Raw genomic sequence first — 22,935 nt, 5'->3', positions numbered from 1 at the left:
GCGAGGTGATAAAAATGCCGGACCGATGTGTCTCCAAGCAGACCCTGCAAAGGCTGCCCGCCTATCTCAGCTATCTGAGAAGCATGGGCGCGGGCAGGGGCAAGCATGTCTCCGCCACAGTCATTGCCGAGGCCCTGGGCCTTAACGACGTGGTGGTGCGCAAAGACCTGGCCTCTGTCAGCAGCAAGGGCAGGCCCAAGGTGGGCTATGTGCGCCAGGAGCTAATCCGGGAGCTGGAGGGCTTTCTGGGCTACGACAACAGCCAGGACGCGGTGCTGGTGGGCGCGGGCAAGCTGGGCCAGGCCCTGCTTGCCTACAGCGGCTTTCCCCAGTACGGGCTCAACATTCTGGCGGGCTTTGACGACGACCCGGCCCTTTCCGGCAAAGAGATCGCGGGCAAAAAGATTCTGCCCATGGAAAAGCTGCCGGACCTGTGCCACAGGGTGGGGGTGCACATCGGAATCATTACGGTGCCGGGGGAGCACGCCCAAAGGGTGTGCGACCAGCTGATAGAGAGCGGCATTCTGGCGGTGTGGAACTTCGCCAACGCGCACCTGCAGGTGCCGGAGGGCATTCTGGTGCAGAATGAGAACATGGCGGTGTCGCTGGCGCTGCTTTCCAACCACCTGAAAGAACGATTCAGCACGAAGGGAGGCGCCGGGTAGGCTTGCGCTGCAAGCCGGTCTGGGGCTCCCCAAATAAACAGCAAAGGATGGGCAATTTCATGGAGACAAATTTTGAGATCGTGGAAAATGTGGAAACCTTTGAAAAAATGCTGGCCCGGGTGCGCGAAGCGCAGAAAAAATACGCCGCCTTCACCCAGCAGCAGGTGGACGAAATTTTCCGCGCAGCGGCCATGGCCGCCAACCTTCAGCGTATCCCGCTGGCCAGAATGGCCGTTGAGGAGACGGGCATGGGCATTGTGGAGGACAAGGTCATCAAAAACCACTATGCCGCCGAGTATATCTACAATACCTACAAAAACACCAAAACCTGCGGTGTAATCGAGGAGGACAAGGCCTTCGGCATCCGTAAGATCGCTGAGCCCATCGGCGTCATCGCCGCCGTAATCCCCACCACCAACCCCACCTCCACCGCCATCTTCAAGACCCTTCTGGCCCTGAAGACCCGCAACGGCATTATCATCAGCCCCCATCCCCGGGCAAAGAAGTGCACCATTGCCGCCGCCAAGGTGGTTCTGGAGGCCGCTGTCAAGGCCGGCGCTCCCGAGGGCCTCTTCGGCTGGATCGACGCCCCCTCTCTGGAGCTGACCAACCTGGTCATGGCCGAGGCGGACATCATCCTGGCCACCGGCGGCCCCGGCATGGTCAAGTCCGCCTACTCCTCCGGCACCCCGGCTCTGGGCGTGGGCGCGGGCAATGTGCCCGCCATCATCGACGAGAGCGCAGACCCCATCATGGCCGTCAACTCCATCATCCACTCCAAAACCTTCGACAACGGCATGATCTGCGCCTCCGAGCAGTCCGTCATCACCCTGGAACCCCTGTATGACGCGGTAAAGGCCGAGTTTGTCAAGCGCGGCTGCCACATTCTCTCCAAGGCCGAGCTGAACAAGGTGCGCAAGACCATCATCATCAACGGCGCCCTCAACGCCAAAATCGTGGGCCAGTCCGCCTTTAAGATCGCCCAGCTGGCCGGCGTCACTGTGCCCGAGACCACCAAGATTCTGATTGGCGAGGTAGAGAGCGTGGACATCTCCGAGGAGTTCGCCCACGAGAAGCTGTCCCCGGTGCTGGCCATGTACAAGGCCGTGAGCTTTGAGGACGCGGTGCAGAAGGCCGAGCGCCTCATCGAGGACGGCGGCTACGGCCACACTGCCTCTCTCTACATCCATCCCTCCCAGCAGGAGCGTCTGGCCCAGCATCAGGCGGCCATGAAGACCTGCCGTATTGTGGTCAACACCCCCTCCTCCTTTGGCGGCATCGGCGACCTGTACAACTTCCGTCTGCCGCCTTCGCTCACCCTGGGCTGCGGCTCCTGGGGCGGCAACTCCGTCTCCGAGAACGTGGGCGTCAAGCACCTCATCAATATTAAGACCGTGGCCGAGAGGAGAGAGAATATGCTGTGGTTCCGCACGCCTGAGAAGGTGTTCTTCAAAAAGGGCTGCATGCCCGTGGCTCTTGAGGAGCTGAAAACCGAGTACAACAGGAAGAAAGCGTTTATTGTCACCGACAGCTTCCTGTATCAGAACGGCTACACCAAGCCCCTTACCGACAAGCTGGACGAGCTGGGCATTCAGTACGCCGTGTTTGCCGACGTGGCCCCGGACCCGACCCTGGCCTGCGCCATGGAGGGCGTGAAGCAGATCCGCTCCTTCCAGCCCGACGCCATCATCGCCCTGGGCGGCGGCTCTCCCATGGACGCCGCCAAGATCATGTGGGTGCTCTACGAGCATCCGGACGCGGACTTCCAGGCCATGAGCATGGACTTCATGGACATCCGCAAGCGCATCTACAAGTTCCCCAAAATGGGCGAAAAGGCCATGATGGTGGCCATCCCCACCTCCTCCGGCACCGGCTCCGAGGTGACCCCCTTCGCCATCATCACCGATGAGAAGACCGGCACCAAGTGGCCCCTGGCCGACTACGAGCTGCTGCCCACCATGGCCATTGTGGACGTGGACAACATGATGAACCAGCCCAAGGGCCTCACCAGCGCCTCCGGTATCGACGCCATGACCCACGCCATTGAGGCGTATGTGTCCATCATGGCCTCTCCCTTCACCGACGGCATGGCGCTGGAAGCCATCAAGCTGGTGTTCAAATACCTGCCCTCCGCCTACGAGAACGGCGCCAACGACCCCTACGCCCGCGAGAAGATGGCCGAGGCCAGCTGCATCGCCGGCATGGCCTTTGCCAACGCCTTCCTGGGCCTCAACCACTCCATGGCCCACAAGCTGGGCGCATACCATCACCTGCCCCACGGCATTGCCAACGCGGTCATCCTCACCGACGTCATCCGCTACAACGCCGCTGAGGTCCCCACCAAGATGGGCACCTTCTCCCAGTACCAGTACCCCCACGCCAAGGCCCGTTATGCCGAAATCGCCCGCGCCTGCGGCTTTGCCGGCAATAACGACGACGAGCTGCTGGAGAGCCTGATTCAGAAGCTGGAAGAGCTCAAGGGCATTATCGGCATCAAGAAGACCATTAAGGACTACGGCGTCACCGAGGAGGCCTTCAAGGCCACTCTGGACGAGATGGTGGAGAACGCCTTTAACGACCAGTGCACAGGCGCCAACCCCCGTTACCCGCTGATGAGCGAGATCAAAGAAATCTACCTCAAGTGCTACAACGGCAAATAAGAAGGAGGAGTATCAGTTATGAATCTGGAAAATGCAAGAGTGATCGCGGCGCGTACCTCCAAGACCCTTTACCGGGAGGACAACAAGGTCATCAAGGTTTTTGACGAGGACTACTCCAAGGCCGACATCCTCAACGAGGCCCTGAACATCGCCCGGGTAGAAGAGACCGGCGTCTCCATGCCCCATGTGCAGGGGGTCGAGATGGTAGAGGGCAAGTGGGCCATTGTCACCGATTATATCGAGGGCAAAACCATGGCGCAGCTGATGAAGGAGAATCCGGAGAAAAAGCAGGAGTACCTGGAGCGTCTGGTGGACATTCAGATGGAGCTGCACAGCAAAACCTGCCCCATGCTGAACCTGCACCACGACAAAATGCGCCGGAAGATCGCCCAGACCGGCCTGGACGCCACCACCCGCTATGAGCTGGACGCCCGCCTGGACAGCCTGCCCAAGCACCGCAAGCTGTGCCACGGAGACTTCAACCCCTCCAACGTCATCATCAAGCCCGACGGCGGCTATGCTGTGCTGGACTGGGCCCACGCCACCCAGGGCAACGCCAGTGCCGACGTGGCCCGCACCTATCTGCTGTTCTGGCTGGATGGGGACATGGACGGTGCGGAGAAGTATCTGGACATCTTCTGCAAAAAGTCCGACACAGCCAAGCAGTATGTGCAGAAGTGGCTGCCCATCGTAGCCGCCAGCCAGTCCGTCAAGGGCAAGCCCGAGGAGAAGGAGTTCCTCATGGGCTGGGTCAACGTGGTGGAGTACGAATAATCCCCCCAGAACTGGCCCGCACCGGAGCCGCAGAGACAGACGGCAGTTACACGCCATCTGTCCTGACACGGCCCCGCCATCGCCACGGCAATCGCATGTAATCCTGTGGCCGCAGCAGCACCCTGTTGCCAGAGAATAATCTATCTGACTACCCAACTGCGGCAATAGAATATGTCAGTCTGAAATCGCGGTGGTAAGCCAACTGCTACACGCAGCATTTTGTTCTTGCGACACGCCTGCCGGCGCCCCAAAGGCGCTGCCCCTCCTGCCACAATAGCATTAACTTGATATGCAAAATTTGTCAAACGCTAATGCGGTAGGAGCAAAATCTCAACCCCTGGGTAGCATCCTTATATGGGCCATTCGGCAGACACAGACGCGGCAGGAGCAAAACCACTGCCCCGGCAGAACCTTGTTGCGGAACAAGGAGGACCAAGCTATCTGACTATCAAATAGCTTCCCACTAAAATTGCCACGGCAATCGAATGTGTAAGCCTGCGACCGCAGTAATAAGCTGTTACGCGCAGTGTCCTTGTCTTGCGACACGCCTGCCGATGCCTCAAGGGTACTACCCCTACTGCCACAATAGCATAGTCCTGCTATGTGGAATTCGTCAGACGCTAACGCGGCAGGGCAAACCACTGCCACGGCAGTACCCCTGTGGTAGAACAATAAAGATTAACCTGCCTTAATATCGAATAGCTTTCCATTATATTCATATTCAAACACCGCTGTCACAGGGCTGTGACAAAACCAAAGTCTGCTGTCAGGCAGACAGAACCCGAAGGGAGGGAGGAGCTGTAGACTGAGCTCCTCCCTCCCTGATTTTTATGTATATGACGCATAAAAATACACCGGCAACTATTATGCAGAAAAATAACGAAAAACCGTCCCAAAATAAGGCGAAAACATCAAAAAACCTGCCTTGGATTGAGGAAAAACAGCCCCATTTCCGTCCCGTTTTGACCGCAATCCCATAAATGCATAATTATAACACGAGGGAAAATTCTATGAAAGCAAATTATTTTACAGGCAGCGGAGCCTTTGCGCTCCGTGAAACAGACCTGCCAGTCCCCGGCCCCGGGGAGGTTGTCATCAAAAATATGGCCTGTGGTGTCTGCGGCACCGATGTGCACATTGCAAACGGAGAGCCCGGCTCAGCAGACGTAACCCCGCCGGTGGTGCTGGGCCACGAGTATGCCGGCGAGGTCACAGCCATAGGAGAGGGTGTTACCCAACTGCATATAGGGGATAAAGTCACAGTTGACCCCAATATCTACTGTGGCTGTTGCGAATATTGCCGCAACGGCAAAAAGCAGCTGTGCCCCTCCATGCAGGCGGTAGGCGTTACCCGTAACGGTGGCTTTGCCCAGTACAGCCTGGTGCCAGCCGCCCAGGCCTTCCTGCTGGCCCCCCACGTCTCTTATGAGGCCGGGGCCATGGCAGAGCCGGTGGCCTGCTGTCTCCACGGCATCGACTTGGCGGGCATTCAGCCAGGGCAGCGGGTGTGCGTGGTGGGCGGCGGCGCTATTGGGCTCATTATGCTGCAGCTGGCCAAGCTCTCCGGCGCGGCTGCGCTTATGCTCAGCGAGCCGGACCCGGCCCGCCGGGAGGCCGCTCTGGCGCTGGGCGCAGACCTGGCGCTGGACCCCCGGGACAGGGAGGCCTATGGGGAGCAGGCGGGCTGCGCCGATGTGGTTATCGAGTGCGTGGGCAACAACCCGGCGGTGGAGAGCGCTTTCCATTTTGCGGACAAGGGGGCCACGGTGGTACTGTTCAGTGTGCCCAAGCCTGACGCAGAATACCTGCTGCATTTGTTTGATGTGTACAAAAAGGAGTTGACCATCAAGGGCTCCTTCGTCAACCCAGATACCCACGCCCGGGCAGTGGCCTTAATCAACGCCGGTAAGCTGGACTTTGGCCCCATCATTACTCACCGCTATCCCTTGGCAGAGCTGTCTGAGGCTGTTAAAATGCAGAGCGCCCCCGCGTCTATCAAGGTGCTGGTGCTCCCCCAGGCATAGGCTATGCGGTTCAAACGCGCAGGTAAGGTTATGTCGGTAGACCTTCACGGCATGTATGAGGCGGACGCCCGGGAGCTGCTGCTTGGCTGGCTGAGCCACGCTCCTGCCGGAGTGGAGGAGCTGCGGGTGATTCACGGCTCTAACCAGGGGACGGTGCTGCGTGACATGGTTCGGGAGGACCTGGACCACCCCAAAATCAAGGCCAAACTGCCCACCCTGAACCCTGGAGAGACCCGGCTGCTCCTGAAGAAATAAAGGCAACTTGCGCAGTCAGAATTTTCGTCAAAGTGTATAGATTGAGTGCGGCCAATCTATTGATTGGCAAACGAATGCTGTGCACTATGGCGGAAAATATGCAAGCAAATTGTGTGCAAAGCCTGCAGGGCGGTTTTTGTGCGGTGTTGTCTAAATGATAGGCGAAGCAAAGAACCGCCGTATACCACGGCGGTTCTTGTTGGTTGACGCGCTCTCTGTCTCGGCCAGGGGCATCAACGATTTTTCAACGGGGTAGACGGCGTCAATCCGCCTGCCGGCGTTGATAGAAACACGCCCCCTAAAGGGGAGGAGGGGACTCCGGCTCTTGGGGGAGGTAGAGGTTGGTCACCTCTATGCCGGACTTTTTGGCGTAGTTTACGGTATACAGGGTGCCGCCCCGCTTTGCGTCCGGCTTCATCCAGCAGAGGCAGTGGCCGCTGTGGTCCACCAGATAGCGGTCCCGCTGGAACATGCAGCTTTTTGAGTAGGACTCGCTGAGACAAACCGCCTGGTCCGCCTGCTGTAGAATGGCCCGGTAGGCGTTCTGATCCCGCAGGGGCCAGTTCTTTTCCTGGCCCTTGCAGGGCAGGGCCAGGGTCAGGCGGATGTGGGGCACATAGCTCTGCCGCAGATGCAGCACAGCCCGGGCGGCCAGGGTGTCAAAGCCCAGCGCGCCGCCGGTGAGAAAGCAGTCCACCCCTTCCCGCCAGAGCTTCAGAATTTCGATGCAGAGCAGCCGGTGCACCCAGAGATGGTCCTTTTCCGGTATCCTTCGGTGCCCGGTAAAGCAGCAGGTCCTTTCTCGCTGTAAATCCATAACTGCCCATCCCTTTAGCTTTGATCGTCCATGCCACATGGGGCTTCTCTGTCTGCATTGTACCACAAACAGAGGCTTCTGTCAAAGCCTAACCCCATAGTCTCACTGTCAGCACCGAGAGGACCACAGCCGTCATGTCGCCCAACAGGGCGGCGGGTATGGTGTACCGCAGCTTTTTGGCCTGACAGGCTCCAAAGTACACGGTGACCGCATAAAAGGTGGTCTCGGTGGAGGAGGCCAGCACAGAGGCGATTTTGCCGGTGGGACTGTCCGGGCCAAAGCGTTGCAGCAGGGAGAGGGTGTAGGCGGAGGAGCCGCTGCCGGAGATGGGCCGCAGCACCGCCAGGGGCGCCAGCTCCGGGGAGACCCCCACTGCCTGGGTCAGGGGCTCCGCCAGGGTGCAGAGCAGGTCCAGCAGCCCAGAGGCCCGCACCATAGTGACTGCCATAATCAGCCCGATAAGGGTGGGGAGCAGATTCATGGAGGTGGTCAGCCCCTCTTTGGCCCCGGCGAGAAAGCTGTCGAACACGTCGACCCCCTTGAAAAAGCCGAACAGGACAATGAGTCCTACAATCACCGGCAGAGCTGCCGCGCCTACCTGTTCCATGGACCCACCTCGTCAAAATATTTCTTTTCAAGAATTTTACAGGCCAGCACCACCACCACCAGGGAGCCCAGGGAGCTGACCCAGATTTCTGGCAGAATGCCAAAGGGGGAGACGCTGCCGCAGGAGGCCCGCATAGCCGCCATATTGATGGGCAGCAGCTGCAAAGAGGCGGTGTTGATGGCCACGAACAGGATCATCCCCCGGGTGGGCAGAGAGCCGGGGGCGCGCTCCGCCATGGCTTTCATGGCGGAGAGGCCCAGGGGGGTGGCGGCATTGCCTAGGCCCAGCAGATTGGCGGAGAGGTTCATGCAGATTTTACCCTTGAGCTCCGGTGCGTCCTTGTAGTCGGGAAAAAGCCGGTCGATGATGGGGGAGAAGCCTTTGGCCAGCAGCTGGGTCAGGCCGCTGTCTTCGGCGATTCTCAGAAAGCCCAGCCAGGCGCACATGCTGCCCAGCAGGGAGAGGGACAGCTCCACCGCGTCGCCGGCCCCCTCCATCACCCCGGAGGAGAGCTGAGACAGCCTGCCGTTGGCCCCGGCGCAGAGAACGCTCAGGGCAATCATGCCGAACCAGATGACGTTGATCATAGGGGACGCCGCCTTTCACAAAAGAGTTGACTTTATCGGGAAAAGAGTTTATCATAAGCGGTAGACGACTTGATCAAAAAATGGAGGAGAGAGAGCATGTTTGGAGAAAAAATATTGGACTACTGGGACGATATTGTCAGCGACCTGGGGAAGCTGGTAGCGGTTCCGTCGGTGGCAGTGCCCTCTGAGGGGCCCCACCCCTTTGGGGACCAGTGCGCCAAGGCCATTGACACAGTGGTGGAGATGGCCCAGGGCTATGGCCTCACGGCCAAAAATGTAGACTACTACGCCGCACACGCAGAGTATGGAGAGGGGGAGGGCAATGCGGTGGTTATGGCCCACCTGGACGTGGTGCCTGCCGGAGAGGGCTGGAGCACCGACCCCTTCGCCCTGACAATCCGGGACGGCAAGGCCATTGGCCGGGGCGTGGCGGACGACAAGGGGGCTGCTGTGGTGGCACTCCACTGCCTGCGGGCCCTGAAGGACGCGGGAGTTCAGGGGAAGCGCAAGCTGCGGGTGATTTTTGGCTCGGCGGAGGAGATTGGCATGGCGGACATGCCCTACTATTTCTCCAAGGAGCAGCACCCGGACATGGGCTTTACTCCGGACTCCGGCTATGGCATCTGCCACTGCGAGAAGGGGATTCTGGACCTGAGCATTCAGTCGGAAAATGATTCGCCTCTGATTCGTACCTTCTCGGCGGGGACGGTGGCTAATGCGGTCCCTGCTAAGGCAGAGTGCACGGTGGTGTGTACCCAGGAGGAGTATCAGCGTCTGGTTGCAGCGGCGGAACGGAGTGAAATCTCCTTTACGGTCACCCGCACGGAGGACGGGGCCAGGCTGCTGGCCAAGGGCAAGGCCGCCCATGCCGCAGCCCCGGAGCACGGCAAAAACGCCGCCGCATACACGGTAGAGCTGCTGGCAGAGGTCTTTGGGGTGGAGCGTTTGGGCAGCTTCTTCCAGTTCATTCATGAGAAGATCGGGCTGTGCACGGACGGCAGTCAGGTGGGCGTGGCAATTTCTGACGAGCCCAGTGGGCCCTTGACCTTTAACCTGGGACTGGTCAGCGCCAATGCCCAGGGCTGCAGCCTGACGGTGGACATTCGCTACCCTGCCACCAAGGACGGGGCATGGGTGTCGGAGACCATTGAGGCCGCGGCCAAGGAGGCCGGTCTGGGCTACCGTCTGCTGTCAGACGCCAAGCCGCTCTATCTGCCCAAGGAGAGCCCGCTGGTGACCTTGCTCTCGGAGGCCTACCGGGAGGTGGCTGGTGAGGACTGTCAGATTTATTCCATGGGCGGGGGCACCTATGCCCGGCAGATGTTTGGCAAGGGCGTGGGCTTTGGGCCCGGCTTCCCGGACGACGAGCCCTGTCATGAGCATGACGTGAACGAGCAGATCGACCTGCGCCGCTTCCGGCTTCATGCCCAGATCTGTCTGGAGGCCATGTACCGGATGCTGACGGCGGACTGAGCTGTAGTCAGCGCATTTTAAGGGGGCTGTACGTTTACCCTATCTATACGAATGCCCGCCCTGACATATGCGGTGAAAATGAAAAGCCCGGCAGCTGGATTGGCTGCCGGGCTTTTGCTTTGTCTATATGTAGTAGGGATTTGGCTTGAAGAGCAGGCAGAGGAAGTCGATAATAACGCCAATGCCAAACAGGCCGAGGGTGAAAAGATAGATGACCCCAACCACAGCCTTGCCCTCGTAAAATTTGTGGGCCCCAATGGCGCCCAGAAAGATGCACAGCAGCAGGGCGGCCCATTTGCTTCTGGCCCGGGCTGGGGAGCCGGCGGCGTTTATGTTGGTGTTTGTGTTGGTATTTGTATTGGTGTTTGTGTTGTTGATTACCACCTGGGGCGCGGCCTGCTCAATCTGCCCCACCTGCCGGCCGCAGAGGGTGCAGATCACCGCGTCTGCCGGCAGCTGACCCCCGCAGTGCTGGCAGAACTTTGTGGGCATGGGAGCAGGGGCTGGCTGAAGCTGGGGCTGTTCTTGTGGGGCTTGTTCCATATCCATTGCATTTCCTTCTTGCGCTTTTTGTATACCTCAGTATACCGCGAAGCAGGTGATTTGTCAAATTGAATTATCTTTTTATGATAATTTATTATCTTTCAAAGAAAGATATAATTGACAAGGGAGGCGTTGCTATGGTGATTCAAGCGGACGAACGGATCAAGGAGCTGAGGCTCAACAGGGGTCTGACGCAGACGGAGCTGGCAAAAATCATGTCGGTTACCCGGTCCAGCGTAAATGCCTGGGAGCTGGGGATATCGGTGCCCACAGCCGCCAAGCTGGTGGAGCTGTCGCTGTTTTTTCATGTGTCAACAGACTATTTGCTGGGCTTGGAGGCCAAGGAGGGCATCTCGCTGGACGGCTTGGATGAGGAGCAAAGAGAGATCATCTATAGCCTGCTTACCTATTTTGAGAAGCGCAGATGGAGTCAGCCCGGCCCCGAAGCATAAAAAAAGCCGTCCCCTATCTGGGGGCGGCTTTTTTTATTGCTGATTTTTTATCGGTTTGCCCGCATGATTTGCCGGGTGCGTTCCAGGTAGGGAATGGTCTCGTTATAGTGGCGGCTGACCACGCAGGTAAACAGAATGTCAATCATGGTCATCTGGGCGATTCTTGAGCTCATGGCTCCGCTGCGAATGGCCATTTCTGGGGCGCTGAGGCCAAAATGTACGTCTGCCAGGGCCTCGAGAGAGACCTTGCCGAAACGGGTGATGGCGATGATAAACGCGCCGTTGCGTCTGGCTAGCTCAGCAGCCTCCAGCACCTCCCGGGTCTCGCCGGACCAGGAGAGGGCAATGACCACGTCCGAGGGAGTGAGGGTGGAGGCGGAGGAGAGCTGTAGATGAGGGTCTGAGTAGGCTGTGACCCGCTTGTTGATGCGCATCAGCTTCTGTTGGGCGTCCTGGGCCACCAGATTGGAGGCGGCAATAGCGTACAGGTCCACCCGCTGGGCATGAAACAGCTTGTCCGCGGCCAGCTCCACCTGCTCGGGCTCCACCAGAGAGAAGGTGTCCTCAATGGCCTGAATGTTGTGGTGACAGACCTTGCGGATAACATTGCCTGCTTTCTCTCCGGCCAGAATGTCGCTGACCCCGGCGCGGTGAACATTGACCCGCTGGGCAACCGCCAGCTCGCTGACCAGTTGGATGGAAAAATCCCGGTAGCCCTTGTAGCCCAGCTTTTTGCAAAAACGGACCACCGCCGCCTGACTGGACCCGGAGCGGCCGGCCAGCTCCTCGACAGAGAGGCCCACCATGTTGTCCAGATTTTGTGAGACATACCTTGCCACCTTTCGCTCGGAAACGGGAAGGTCTTCCAGCATTTGGTTCACTTTTAAAACGACTCCTGCCACAATTCAGCACCTGCCTCTGAAAATTTGCTCCCCGCAGCAGCCGTTTTCTCTGCTCCTCCAGGGCAGGGCCCTGGCGTCCGGCGCGGGGTTGGAGAGCGATCTTTGCTTCTCTATTATACTCCAATGAGAATCAAAAATCTAGTGTTTATTCTTTCAAAATCGAAAAAATCTCTTAAAAAATCACAGTTTCCTGGCGTTGCTGCGGACCCTGGGCTGGCCGAAGCCAGGGCTTCCGCTTCCACGGTTGGGACTGCCTGTCGTGCGGTCCAGGGGCCTTGCGGCGCGTTTTATGGGGCGGACGAAGCCAGTGTAAAAAATCTACGCCGTTTGGTCCTGGAACTTCAATGGTATCCTGGCCGTGGCAGCTGGGGCGGTTATGGTCTGGGCGGACTGGGGAGCCCTCTCCCTCTCCGCAGTCTGCCAGATATTCCCATTTTCTATTATAGAATTAACAGGTCGGTTAGTCAAGAGTAATTTCGCATTTTCTAAATACAACTATACAAAAAATAACTTTACAGATTTGCACAAAATTGTATATAATTATACAGGAAAGGGTAAAAAATATTTTTAAATCTGGAGCGGATCGCCGAATTTTTCTTTTGTCTCATTATAGCATGTTGCGCGTAAAAAATCAAGAGGGGATTTGTGAAAATAAATAAATAGATTTGTTATATTGCTGATAATAATATGTTATTTGACGGATTTGTTTCATGGGAAGAAAAAGCGAACAAAAAAAGTCTGTTCCCATCCAAATCGGAGAGGAACAGACAATAATGGGTATCTGTTGACGGAGAGGGATTTTGCGCTGTCAGCCCGATGCCCAGGCAGGGGCCAGCCAGGAAAAGCCGGGGAGGTTCCGCAGCAGGGTGAACAAACCGGCTAGAATCAGCACTGCGCACAGCGCCGGCAGAAAGCCACGCATCCGGAAGAGCGGCTTTTTCCCCTGGATATACCGGAGGGCCTCCCACCCGAGATACACCGCGGTTGAGGGCAGGACCAGCAGCATAAACAGGTTTTCTGCCGCTGCGCCGGCCAGGTCACCCCGCAAAAGGGCCAGGGTCATGTGCTGGACCCCGCAGCCGGCACAATAGAAGCCTGTGTATTTCAGAATCAGGCAGTCTGGCCGAAGGAGAAGCAGCCCGGCCCCGCTGAGAGCTACGGCCAGAAGCAGCCCGGCGGCTTTGGCGATCCGGGCTTTCACTTGCGGATGTAGGCCAGGCCGCAGGCGCCGGGACCGGTGTGGGTGCCCACAATGCTGCCAATGTCCAGCTTATGTACCTCGCGCTTTTTCAGGTGGGCGCTCATGTACTCCATGAAGTCGTCGCGGGTTTTGGGGACAGCGGCATGGCCGACGGTGATAGAGAAGTCGGCGGAGATGGGCTCCTTTTCCACCATATTCTGAATGAACTTAAAGGCAGCTTTTTTGCCCCGGGCCTTTCCCACCACCTCTACCAGGCCGTTTTCCAGGGTGATGATGGGGCAGATGCCCAGAATGCTGGCCACCAGGGCGCTGGTGGCAGACAGCCGCCCGCCCATTTTCAGGTATTTCAGGTCGTCGATCAACGCCCAGAGCCGCACCCGGGGCACCAGATTCTCTACCTCCTGGGCGAGCTCCGGGGCGGAGAGGCCGCGGTCTCGCATTTTGACGGCTTCTTCTACCAGAAGGCCCAGGGCAAAGGTGACGTTCAGGGTGTCGGGCAGGTAAATATTGTCGGCGCCCAGGAGGTTTTTGGCTACCCGGGCCGACTGCAGCGTGCCGCTCATCATGGAGGAGATGAACAGGCAGACCACCTGATCGCCGCTTTTCTGGTACTCGGCAAATTTCCGCTCGAAAAAGGCGGGGGTGATTTGGGCGGTTTTGGGCAGCTCGGAGGCTGCGGCCAGCTTCTCATAAAACTGTTCGTTGCTGATATCGGTGTGGGCCCGGTAGCTCTCCTCGCCGAAGTTTACGGTAATGGGCAGCATTTCAACGCCCAGCTCCTGGCATTGAGCAGGGGAGAGGTCGCAGGAGCTGTCGGTCAGAATTTTTACCATGGTATTCACATGCCTTTCGGGGAATTCTTTGCAGACGCAATTATTATACACGGTCCGGCTGTTGGGGTCAACCACAAAAGATGTTTTTTAAGAAAAAAGGAGAGGGCCGGGAGACCGGTCCTCTCCTGATGGCGGTTTTGCGCCAGAGCAGACTTTAGGAATCCTGCAGGGAAGCGGTAAAGCTGGTGAAGCCGATATCAGACAGCTGGAAGCCGATTTTTTCCAGCTGAACCCCCCAGGAAGCCACGCTGAGCAGGGTGGTATAGTTTGCAAGCTTGTTGGCTTCGGACAAAGAAATATTATCAGGACCGCTCAGCTTCTGGAAATTGAGGACGGTGTTTTTGGTGTAGGTGGCGGGATTCAGAGTGGTGCCCATCTCAAGCTCAAGGCCTTTATCGTCCTCATAAGAGAAGAAGGTAAAGCTGTCGAAGGCATGGTTGGCAAGGCTGTACTCCAACATGACGCAGGTGATGTAATTCTCGGAGGACTCAAACATACCGAAGAACCACAGAGCCTCCTCCTCCGGCTCGTAGCTGATATCCGTGTACATGGTGTTGCCACTGATTTCCTGCGTGCTGGAGATATACTTTTCACCGGCCTCGTCGGTTTTGCCGTTGGCGATGATATACTGGACCAGCTGCTTGTCCTTGCTGTCCCCGGGAGCGGGGGTAGGCGTGCCGGGGCCGGGGTCAGGGCTGGGGTTGGGGTCCTCTACCGCGCCGGACTCGATGAGGGCGTCCAGCAGGGTTTTTGTGCTGTTCTTCATTTTGGCGTTGAGGGCGTTGTTGGAGACAATGGCCACATCCCCCCGGGTGAAGCGGCTGCTGGCGGTGTAGCGGCCCCCGGTGATGCCCAGCTTGTCGGAGAGGGCAAAGGGGTTGCGCCAGGTGAAGTCCTTGCCACTGCCCTGCTCATAGCCCAGGGCAGTGAGCACAAAGGTGAGGTATTGGGAGGCGGTGAGGGGCTGGCCGTGGCCGAACTTGGTGGGGGACGCGCCGGCGGTGAGCTTGTTGGTGTAGGCGTAGCCTACCGCGGGCTTGGCCCAGGCGGGCACATCGGTGAAGGGGGTATACCAGGTGCCGCTTTTTGCCTCTTCAGACTTACCCAGCAGGGCCACCAGCATGGTGATGCCCTGGCTGCGGTCCGGCATGTTGTCCAGGCTGAAAATAGGGGAGCCGTCCGGCTGGGCGCCGGTGCCGGCGAACAGGCCCAGTTCGTAGAGATGGTTGGCGGCGTTGTTGGCCTCGGTGGTGGCCGCAAGGCTGACCGGCGCCATGGAGAGCACCAGCAGAACAGCCAGCAGAACAGATAATACTTTTTTCATTCTATTCGCAACCTCCTGTCGAATTGACTGAAAATATTATACACCTGGACAGAAAAAAGGTCAATAGCTTTTGAAAGATATTGAGAAAATATTGGGGGATTTTGGCATGTGTGGGAGCCGGAGGCGGCGGTAAAAGAAAAAGGGCGGCGCAGCTTGAGCCGCTGGCCGTCCTTTTTTATATTGCTTATTCCTCGGTTTTGCCGCCGTTGAAGTAGGCGTCAAACATGCCGTTCACCGCGTCAAGGGTCTGCCCGGCGATTTCAGGCAGGTCGCCGCCCCAGGCCTTGCCCGCGGCCTCATAGCCCTTCTTTACGGCCTCCTGCATCTCCTTCATCTTCTCCGGGTCGTCGCCGGCCAGGGCCTGAGCCATTTTGAAGATGCGCTCGGAGGTCTGCTTGACCCCCCAGTAGCCGTCCTCAGAGATGGCCTCCTGGGCGGCCTGCTTGGTCTCCAGGTCCACGGTCAGGTTGCCGGAGGCGAACATCTGCCAGAAGCTGTCGTCCTGCGCGGACTTGACGGTCATGCCCTGCTTCTGGAAGGTCTGGGTCATCATGTTGATGAACCGGTTCATCTGGTTGTCCAGATCGTCCTTCAGGCTTTTGACCAGGGCGGCGCGCTCCTCCTTGCTCATTTTGTTGACGCTTTTGGCGTCGTCGCTGAGCTCTACGCTGTCGGGAGCCTGCTCGGGCTTGCCCTGGGCGGCGCCGGCCTCAGCGGCCTTTTTGGCGCTCTCCTGGTCAGGGGAAGCGGCGGCAGTTTTCGCGGTTTGGGCATAGCCGGAAACGGCCTGATAACGGTTGACACTGGAATTGAACTCGATTGCCATGGAAATGAACCTCCTTGTTTCTCATCAGTCTCTAACTAATATATCGGATGAAATCACAAAAAAGTTACCCCTTTTTCCATTATTTCCCCGCCGCTACCGGAACATAGAGCCAGCAGCCGTTGATATTGCCGTCTGACTGGTGGCGGTAATACTCCACAATGGGCAGGCTGCTGTCCGGGCAATGGAAGCCAAGCCTGGGGGCCAGGGTTTCGCTGACCCACTGATAGGGGGGCACGCCTCCCTGCCAGGGCTCCTCCTCCATGGCCCGGGCGGTCTCCTCGGTAACAGGCACCCGCATGTATTGCCCGGGGGGCAGCCAGATTTGGTCAAAGCCCTGGGGCTGGTCCCGGCTCTCTACCAGAAAACCGAAGAACACCCCGCTGGGCCGCTGGTTGGAGAGGTAATTGAAGCTCATGCATACGTCCCAGCCCTCCTCCGGCTGGTTGGGGGAGAGCTCCGCGTCTCCCAGGGCCATAAACTCCTCCATGAGCTTTTCAATATCCGGCTCGTTGACGTTGTCGGCCGCGTAACGCTGCTTGCCGCACCACAGGCTCTCCTCCCAGGCGACCAGGTCGGCCTGGGCCCCGTTTACGGTGTAGCTCTCCAACACGGTCTCATGCCGGTGCAGGGGCTCTTGCAGTGGGCTCATTTTGTGTACCTCCGGGTGCGCTGGTCGGCAATTACGCCCTGCCAGTTCATGCCAAAGCCGAAGTCGTAGCGGTGGCCCGCGCTGTCGGCGTAGGGCTCCATGTCAAAGGGCAGGTCCTCGCAGTGGCGCTCTACGGTCTCCATATTGGCGGGCATCTGCACAGGCAGCAGGCCGCTGGGCTCGGCCTTGCCGCTGACCAGGTCCAGAATGGCCTGGCTCTGCACGCCGAAGTCGATGAGAATGCTGTCGGCGCTGGCCTCGAACTCGGCGGGCACTGTGGGGTTGTGCATGCGCAGCACCACAACCACCGGCTTGCTCCCCATGGCCTTTTTCGTGTTCAGGACCAGGTCCAGGTCGTCCTGGTTGGCGGCAGCGGCGGTTTTGCCCTGGTAGCCGCGGTTGGGGCTGCTCTCCCGGAAGTCCCCCTGACCGATGCTCTCGGCCCGGGCAGCGGCAGCGGTGTAGGGCCGGTACTGCAGGGGGATGGGCACATAGCCGTTGCCGCCGGCCTCCCGGTCCTCCCGGGAGTAGCCGCCGTCGGACAGGGGGCTCTCAATAAACACCAGGGCGAAGTCCGCCTGGTCGGGAGTGTCGGCCCGGTCGTAGTACTTGCTGACCAGCCCGGCATCCACCGGGTCCAGGTCCTGGGCGGGCATGCCGGTGCGGAAGAAGGTCTTTCTGGGGCCGATGTGCCGGGTGGGGATGTAGACCTTTTTCCGGTCCCGCTGGGGGAGGGCGTTCTGGTTTTTCACCATGACCACAGATTGCAGCTGGGCCTGGTAGCCTGCCTGGCAGAAGGCCTCGCAGCCGGCCACCTGTACGCTCTGGGCAGGGTCCAGGTAGGGGTTCTCGAACAGGCCGCAGCGGAAGATGTTTTTGAGCAGCCGGACGGCGGACTGCTCCATCCGGGCCCGCATGGCCTCTTGGCCGTGGCGTTGGCAGCCCAGCTGGTAGGCCTCTAAAATGGGGGCGATGGCGGAGTTGCCCCCAAACTGGTCGACCCCGTTCTCAATAGCCAGCAGATGGCGTTGGGCCTCGGTCAGGTCCTCAACCCCGTAGCAGCGGCTGGAAAAGGAGTCGATCTCCGGGTTGGGGTCAGCGGTGATGCCCCAGTCGGTGCAGACTACCCCGTCGTAGCCGTATTTTTCCCGGAGCAGGTCGTGGATGATGTAGCGGCTGTAGGAGTTGCCCACATTTTTGCCGTCCTTTTCGTCCACGCCCCAGCTGACGGTGTAATAGGGCATAATGGCTGAGGCGGACCCGGTGGGGCCGTCCAGCTGGAAGACGCCCTCCAGGAAGGGCTTCAGGTGGGCGTCCAGGTTATTGCCCGGGTAGACGGCAAATTTGCCAAAGGGGTAGTGGGCGTCCCGGCCGGCCTCGCAGGGGCCGCCGCCGGGCCAGTGCTTGGCCATGGCGCACAGGCTGTCTCTGCCCCAGCCGTCGGGGGAGCCCTCTGTGGTCTGCAGGCTGTCGCAGTAGGCCTTGCCGAAGTCTGTGGTCAGCTGGGGATGGGGGCCAAAGGTGTCTTCCAGGCGCATCCAGCGGGGCTCGGTGCTCAGGTCCACCTGGGGGAACAGGGCTGTGGTGATGCCCATGGCCCGGCACTCCTTGGAGACCGCGTCGCCAAAGGCCCGGCAGGTCTCGGGGGAGAAGGTGGCGGCCATGCCCAGGCCCTCGGGCCATTTGGACACGTCTCCGGCCCCGGATTTATACTCGGCCCCGGCCTGGCTGGACCCGTGCCGGGGGTCGCTGGAAATGTTTACCGGGATGCCCCAGGGGAGGCTTTCGGCGTAGCTTTGCAGCTGGTTGCTCCACCTGGCGGCGGTTTCGGCGTTTTCCAGGCCTGCCGCCAACACATGGCGCACATGGTCCTTGTCCACAAAATGCTTCTGCTGGTCTGTGAGGGCCCAATGCTCCTGGCCGCTCTCCGCCAGGGTCTTGCCGTGATAGGTGCCGGGGAAGGGGCCGTGGGGCTGCGCGGGAACCATCTGGTGGGGGGAGTAGAGCATCAGCCCGGCAATCTCCTCCACAGTGAGCCGCCCGGCCAGGTCTTTGGCACGCTGGTCAATGGGCAGACGCCAGTCCTCGTAGGGGAGCAGCTCCCCGGTTTTGGCCAGGTCCTTGAAGTACAGGCCGTCCTGCTGGATGATGTTGGCCCCGGCAGCGCCGATATCCGGCCCGTTGGGGTTTTTGTAGATTTTGATTTCGTTGTTTTCCACAGTCACAGATGCCTCCGTCCGGTTAAGATTGACTTACTCTCTTCTATTATACTGGACATGCTGGGCAGTGTCAACACAAAACAGGGGGGAGCTGGGGGAATTTCGTGGTATTTAATGATGGGGGCGGGAGAAGTCATTAACGATGAAAATAAATTTAAAAATTTGGCGGTTTACTTGGAAGAAGGGCTTGCTTAAGCAGCCGGGAGAGAGTATAATGGAACAAACCCATGAGAGGGGGAGCGGGGAAATGGAAGGGACAGACAAAAAGACGCTGCGGGCGGCAGGATGGGGTGTGGTCCGCTATGTGCTGGCCGCTTTGCGCTGGGCGGCGGTGGCTCTTTTGATTGGAAGCGTTTGCGGCCTGCTGGGGGCGGGCTTTCATGAGGCCATAGACTGGGCCACGGGCTTTCGCATGGCCAACGGATGGATTATGTGGTTTTTGCCGGCGGCGGGGCTTGCGACCCTGGCGCTGTATCAGCTGTGCCGGGTGAGCTTCAGCGCGGGCACCAACCTGATTATTCAGTCCGTTACCACCAACGAGCATATTCCGGCGCTGCTGGCCCCGCTGATTGTGGCGGGTACGCTGCTGTCCCACCTGTTTGGGGCCTCGGTGGGCCGGGAGGGGGCGGCGCTGCAGCTGGGGGGAAGCATTGGCCACAACCTGGGAGAGCTGCTGCGCTTTGACGGGGAGGATGTGCGCACCCTCTCTATGTGCGGCATGGCGGCGTGCTTTTCTGCCATGTTTGGCACGCCCATGGCAGCGGCGGCCTTTGTGCTGGAGGTGGTGACAGTGGGCAGCGTGCACTATGGGGCCTATCTGCCCTGTGTGCTGGCCTCTTATATGGCGTCCACTGTCAGCCGTTGGCTGGGGGTTAAGCCCATGCGCTTCTCTTTGGAGGGGGGCGTACCGCAGGCTCTGCCGGGCACCATTGCCCAGGTGGCCCTGCTGGCGGCGTTGTGCGCCGGGGTGGGCATTCTGCTCTGCGTGACCCTGCACCGGGCTGGGCATTGGTGGGCCAAGCTGGTGAAGAACTCCTATCTGCGAATTGCCGCGGGAGGGCTGATGATGGCCCTGCTGGTCAGCGTTTTTGGCTTGACGGACTTTGCGGGAGCCGGGGCTCACATGATTGAGCGGGCAGTGGCCGGAGAGGCCCCGGCCTGGGCTTTTTTGCTCAAGCTGGCCCTGACCGCCCTGTGCGTGGGGGCGGGCTACCGGGGAGGGGAGATTGTGCCTACTCTGTTCATTGGGGCTACCTTTGGCTGCGCGGCCGGCCCTCTGCTGGGGCTGGACCCGGGCTTTGGGGCGGCTGTGGGCATGGTGTCGCTGTTCTGCTCGGTGGTGAACTGCCCGGTGGCCACCATGTTTCTGGCGATTGAGATGTTCTCTACAGCCAGTCTGGGGCTGTTTGCTGTGGCTACTGCCATCTCCTTTGTGCTGTCGGGATATTTCGGGCTGTACAGCAGTCAGGTGATTATATTCTCCAAGGTCAAGCGGCAGACCCGGGAGGCCGAGGACAAGAGGAAGTGGTGAGGAGGCGGGGGTGTTTGGTTGCGCCTCCACAATCGTTTCAGCCTTGAGATTCAGCGCAAAGCGGAAGGGCCAGGCAAGGCGGGAGGGCTTTGAATGGGCTTGGTTTATGGAGAAGTGTCGCATTTTTAGAGTGGTAAAACGGTAGGAGAGGCGGCAGCTTGTGCGGCTTGCCGGTTGGTGAGAGGGGCTTGCTCTGTGTTTCGGGGGTGCTCCTTTTGCAGAGTTTCATGTAGGGTATATCGTCTGCATAACTCGCGGAAGGGCCGGGGCAGTGGGGGAACCTACAAGTCCTCTTAGACGTGAATCATAAGTAAAATGCAGGGGAGAGGACACGCCGTTCTGCGTGTGGGCGGCCCTTTCGCAGAGTTATAATGTAGGACTGGATATTGTCTGCCTACTCTGTGGAAGGATCGGGAGTCTGAGGGAGTCGGCAAGGCTCTTGGACATGAATCAAATAAAATGCGCGGTTGGACACGCCGCTGTGTCTCGGGAGTGTCCGTTTCGGAGAGCTTTTCGTGTTCCCCCCGCCCTACGGGCGGGGGGAACACAGATGATTATCTCTGCGGTTGGGACACTCCCCTGTGTCTCCCGAGCCTTGACTTTTTAGGCCGGGAGCAGTAGAATGAAGGGGACAGGCGCAGGTCTGTCTCCATGTTGTTTAGAAAGGATGAGTAGAATGAAGAAGGATAGCTGCCCGGTTTATTTCATCCCCAGGAGGGCGGATTTCTGACCCTCCTGTAACTATGGAGGTATTTCATGTCGCTTCACTGGATCGACTCAACTAAAATATCGTTTCACTGTATTCTTCTGATGGACCGCCGGCTGATTGGCCAGGTCTGCGGGCCCTGGTATGGGGCGGAGTATGACAGAAAGCTGGGGCTGGCTCTTGCCGGCAACCCTGCCGTGGCCTGGTACTGCAAGGAGAAGGCCCCGGAGACGGCAGCCTATGTGGACGCGCTGCTGGCCGGCGCGCCCCGGGACCTCCCGAGGGAGGAGGTGCGCGCTGCCGAGCGCTTTGTCCTGGACGAAATTGACTGGGCGGTGGTGTATGTGTACCCGGAGCTGATGGAGCGGAACTGCCCCTATATCTATGCCTGGGACAAGGCCAGGCTGTTTGAGCTGGCTGATTTTACCGGCAGGCTGGTGCTGGATGTGGGCGCGGGCGCCGGGCGGCTGGCCTTTGCGGCGGCGGAGCAGGCCCGGCATGTATATGCCAGCGAGCCGGTGGACCGGCTGCGGGAGTTCATGCGGGCTAAGATTCAGCGGGAGGGCGTTGGCAATGTCACGGTGCTGGACGGCATGTGCGAGTGTTTGCCCTATGAGGACAGCGTCTTTGATCTCGTTATGTCCGGCCATGTGTTGGGAGACGACTATGACAAGGAGCTGGCTGAGCTGGAACGGGTGGTGAAGCCCGGCGGGTGGATTCTGGACTGCCCGGGGGAGGACGACCGCTGGATGGAGCCCAAGCCCGAGATGCTCTCCCGGGGGTTTGCGTGTTTGCCCTATCTCAGCAAGACCGGGGGGAAGGTGTGCCGCTATCGGAAGCAGGTGAAAAAGTGAGAAAAGAGGCCTTCGCTGAAGCGGAGGCCTTTTGTTATTCAGAAAAATGTAAAGACAGTATGCGGCTTTTTGTAAGGGGAAGGGGGTAGAATGGCGTCAGAAAGAATGAGGGAGGCATTTGGTATGGGAAAAATGACGTCGCTGCTGCTGTCGGTGTTGATGGGGCTGATGGCCTGCGGCCAGAGCAACAGTCCGGACCTGTTTACCGTGCAGCTGTACTGCACCAGCCCGGAGGTGTATCGGATTGACTATGTGGCTTCGCTGGACGGGGAATATCTTTGCACCGGCGGCGTGGCTAACTTTGACAAAAAGCCCCTGAACAGCGACCCCTATGTGCTGGTCTACTTCTCTAAGGACGATTTGGAGGGGAAGGAAGAGGGGGAGATGTCTTTGGAGCTTCGGCTTTATGATGAGAAGGAGGACCGGGAGATTGCTGTGCTGGGACCGGTGGACATGGAGGCCCGGCTGGGGGAGAAGCGCTTTGTGGTGGTTGACTGGGACCAGGAGGCCGGATTTTCGGCGGAGCTGAGGGCATAACACAAGAGAGCAGGGGCGTTTCTTTGGAGGAAGGACCCGGAATGTAAAAAAAGACCTCTCCCAGAAGCTGGGGAGGTCTTTTTTGCGATATTACTTTTTGAAGCGGCTGCCTGTGTTGCAGTAAATGACGGCGAAGACGCTCAGGCCAAGCACCACTGCCAGGTAGACCCAGGTGAGCCATTCCAGGGCCAGAAGAAAGAGCCCGGCCCCAAAGAGCAGAGTAGTCAGCCCAATGACCAGCAGCAGTCTGCCGGTGAACCTTGCCAGGGCAGGGCCGTCCCATTGGGCTTTCTCCTGGGGGGGCATGGTGTTGTAGCCGGCAATGAGCCCGGTCCCCTTGCCCATGAGCAGGGGGATGGACAGCCCGATGAGGGACAGGGATATCAGAATAAAGATGATAAAACCGGTGAGTTCAGATGGAGTCATGGGTTTTTACCTCGCTGACCCTGGGGAGCGCGGCTTATTGGATGATGCTCTCCCCGGTCATTTCCTCAGG

At 59.1% G+C, this 22,935-nt stretch carries 22 protein-coding genes; 10 read left to right on the top strand and 12 right to left on the bottom strand.

Features of this window, described 5'->3' with window-relative positions:
• The first annotated feature begins 14 nt into the window (after positions 1-14).
• The 5 genes from ACTO5E_RS04145 (at position 15) to ACTO5E_RS04125 (ending at position 6,378) form a co-directional block, all read left to right on the top strand.
• Positions 15-665, top strand: a complete 651-nt coding sequence (locus ACTO5E_RS04145; protein WP_482301820.1) for a redox-sensing transcriptional repressor Rex — start codon at positions 15-17, stop codon at positions 663-665.
• A gap of 59 nt (positions 666-724) precedes the next feature.
• On the top strand, positions 725-3,325 hold the full coding sequence (gene adhE / locus ACTO5E_RS04140; RefSeq protein ID WP_482301818.1) for a bifunctional acetaldehyde-CoA/alcohol dehydrogenase: 2,601 nt from the start codon (positions 725-727) through the stop codon (positions 3,323-3,325).
• Between the two features lie 18 nt (positions 3,326-3,343).
• Positions 3,344-4,099 (top strand): phosphotransferase family protein, encoded by a 756-nt coding sequence (locus tag ACTO5E_RS04135; RefSeq protein ID WP_482301816.1) that lies wholly within the window; start codon positions 3,344-3,346, stop codon positions 4,097-4,099.
• Positions 4,100-5,109: 1,010 nt separating this feature from the next.
• The gene (locus ACTO5E_RS04130) at positions 5,110-6,123 is read left to right on the top strand and encodes a zinc-dependent alcohol dehydrogenase family protein (protein WP_482301814.1); all 1,014 of its coding nucleotides are present in this window, start codon (positions 5,110-5,112) and stop codon (positions 6,121-6,123) included.
• 30 nt (positions 6,124-6,153) lie between these two features.
• The gene (locus ACTO5E_RS04125; RefSeq protein WP_482301812.1) at positions 6,154-6,378 is read left to right on the top strand and encodes a Smr/MutS family protein; all 225 of its coding nucleotides are present in this window, start codon (positions 6,154-6,156) and stop codon (positions 6,376-6,378) included.
• 298 nt (positions 6,379-6,676) lie between these two features.
• Here the strand turns inward: ACTO5E_RS04125 and ACTO5E_RS04120 are convergent, their stop codons facing one another.
• From ACTO5E_RS04120 to ACTO5E_RS04110, 3 genes are all read right to left on the bottom strand, one after another.
• The gene (locus ACTO5E_RS04120; protein WP_482301811.1) at positions 6,677-7,195 is read right to left on the bottom strand and encodes an SLOG family protein; all 519 of its coding nucleotides are present in this window, start codon (positions 7,193-7,195) and stop codon (positions 6,677-6,679) included.
• Positions 7,196-7,283: 88 nt separating this feature from the next.
• Positions 7,284-7,802 carry a spore maturation protein gene (locus ACTO5E_RS04115; protein WP_482301809.1) on the bottom strand — a complete coding sequence of 173 codons (519 nt, stop codon included), beginning with the start codon at positions 7,800-7,802 and terminating at the stop codon, positions 7,284-7,286.
• Positions 7,790-8,389, bottom strand: coding sequence for a nucleoside recognition domain-containing protein (locus tag ACTO5E_RS04110; protein WP_482301807.1), 600 nt, complete (start codon positions 8,387-8,389; stop codon positions 7,790-7,792). Before ACTO5E_RS04110 ends, ACTO5E_RS04115 begins: the two co-directional genes overlap by 13 nt.
• Positions 8,390-8,485: 96 nt before the next feature.
• On the opposite strand from ACTO5E_RS04110, the gene ACTO5E_RS04105 reads away from it, so the two are divergent.
• Positions 8,486-9,862 (top strand): Sapep family Mn(2+)-dependent dipeptidase, encoded by a 1,377-nt coding sequence (locus ACTO5E_RS04105; RefSeq protein WP_482301806.1) that lies wholly within the window; start codon positions 8,486-8,488, stop codon positions 9,860-9,862.
• 123 nt (positions 9,863-9,985) lie between these two features.
• Here ACTO5E_RS04105 and ACTO5E_RS04100 read toward each other — a convergent pair whose 3' ends face one another.
• Positions 9,986-10,411 (bottom strand): TM2 domain-containing protein, encoded by a 426-nt coding sequence (locus ACTO5E_RS04100; RefSeq protein WP_482301805.1) that lies wholly within the window; start codon positions 10,409-10,411, stop codon positions 9,986-9,988.
• A gap of 131 nt (positions 10,412-10,542) precedes the next feature.
• On the opposite strand from ACTO5E_RS04100, the gene ACTO5E_RS04095 reads away from it, so the two are divergent.
• Positions 10,543-10,857, top strand: a complete 315-nt coding sequence (locus tag ACTO5E_RS04095) for a helix-turn-helix domain-containing protein (protein WP_482301804.1) — start codon at positions 10,543-10,545, stop codon at positions 10,855-10,857.
• Between the two features lie 47 nt (positions 10,858-10,904).
• On the opposite strand, the gene ACTO5E_RS04090 is transcribed toward ACTO5E_RS04095, so the two are convergent.
• From ACTO5E_RS04090 to ACTO5E_RS04060, 7 genes are all read right to left on the bottom strand, one after another.
• Positions 10,905-11,738, bottom strand: coding sequence for a MurR/RpiR family transcriptional regulator (locus ACTO5E_RS04090; RefSeq protein ID WP_482301802.1), 834 nt, complete (start codon positions 11,736-11,738; stop codon positions 10,905-10,907).
• An 829-nt stretch (positions 11,739-12,567) separates the two neighbouring features.
• Complete coding sequence (locus ACTO5E_RS04085; RefSeq protein ID WP_482301800.1) at positions 12,568-12,960, bottom strand: DUF2752 domain-containing protein; 393 nt, start codon at positions 12,958-12,960, stop codon at positions 12,568-12,570.
• On the bottom strand, positions 12,957-13,793 hold the full coding sequence (locus tag ACTO5E_RS04080; protein ID WP_482301798.1) for a DegV family protein: 837 nt from the start codon (positions 13,791-13,793) through the stop codon (positions 12,957-12,959). Before ACTO5E_RS04080 ends, ACTO5E_RS04085 begins: the two co-directional genes overlap by 4 nt.
• Positions 13,794-13,947: 154 nt before the next feature.
• Positions 13,948-15,117: a hypothetical protein gene (locus tag ACTO5E_RS04075; protein ID WP_482301796.1), complete on the bottom strand. Its 1,170-nt coding sequence runs from the start codon at positions 15,115-15,117 to the stop codon at positions 13,948-13,950.
• Between the two features lie 184 nt (positions 15,118-15,301).
• Positions 15,302-15,943 carry a hypothetical protein gene (locus ACTO5E_RS04070; RefSeq protein WP_482301794.1) on the bottom strand — a complete coding sequence of 214 codons (642 nt, stop codon included), beginning with the start codon at positions 15,941-15,943 and terminating at the stop codon, positions 15,302-15,304.
• A gap of 79 nt (positions 15,944-16,022) precedes the next feature.
• A complete protein-coding gene (locus ACTO5E_RS04065; protein WP_482301792.1) occupies positions 16,023-16,592 on the bottom strand; it encodes a hypothetical protein in 570 nt (189 codons plus the stop codon).
• Positions 16,589-18,811, bottom strand: a complete 2,223-nt coding sequence (locus tag ACTO5E_RS04060; protein WP_482301790.1) for a glycoside hydrolase family 3 protein — start codon at positions 18,809-18,811, stop codon at positions 16,589-16,591. Before ACTO5E_RS04060 ends, ACTO5E_RS04065 begins: the two co-directional genes overlap by 4 nt.
• Positions 18,812-19,058: 247 nt before the next feature.
• Between ACTO5E_RS04060 and ACTO5E_RS04055 the strand changes: the two genes are divergently transcribed.
• From ACTO5E_RS04055 to ACTO5E_RS04045, 3 genes are all read left to right on the top strand, one after another.
• Entirely contained in the window at positions 19,059-20,342 is a 1,284-nt protein-coding gene (locus ACTO5E_RS04055; RefSeq protein WP_482301788.1) for a chloride channel protein, read from the top strand.
• A gap of 756 nt (positions 20,343-21,098) precedes the next feature.
• Positions 21,099-21,902, top strand: coding sequence for a class I SAM-dependent methyltransferase (locus ACTO5E_RS04050; RefSeq protein WP_482301787.1), 804 nt, complete (start codon positions 21,099-21,101; stop codon positions 21,900-21,902).
• Between the two features lie 123 nt (positions 21,903-22,025).
• Positions 22,026-22,439, top strand: a complete 414-nt coding sequence (locus ACTO5E_RS04045; RefSeq protein ID WP_369295257.1) for a hypothetical protein — start codon at positions 22,026-22,028, stop codon at positions 22,437-22,439.
• A 90-nt stretch (positions 22,440-22,529) separates the two neighbouring features.
• Here the strand turns inward: ACTO5E_RS04045 and ACTO5E_RS04040 are convergent, their stop codons facing one another.
• On the bottom strand, positions 22,530-22,865 hold the full coding sequence (locus ACTO5E_RS04040) for a DUF3784 domain-containing protein (RefSeq protein WP_482301785.1): 336 nt from the start codon (positions 22,863-22,865) through the stop codon (positions 22,530-22,532).
• Between the last annotated feature and the right edge of the window lie 70 nt (positions 22,866-22,935).

The organism is Acutalibacter sp., from assembly GCF_056800975.1.
The sequence above is the reverse complement of the archived record's forward strand: the minus strand, read 5'-3'. Positions and strand labels throughout refer to the sequence as shown.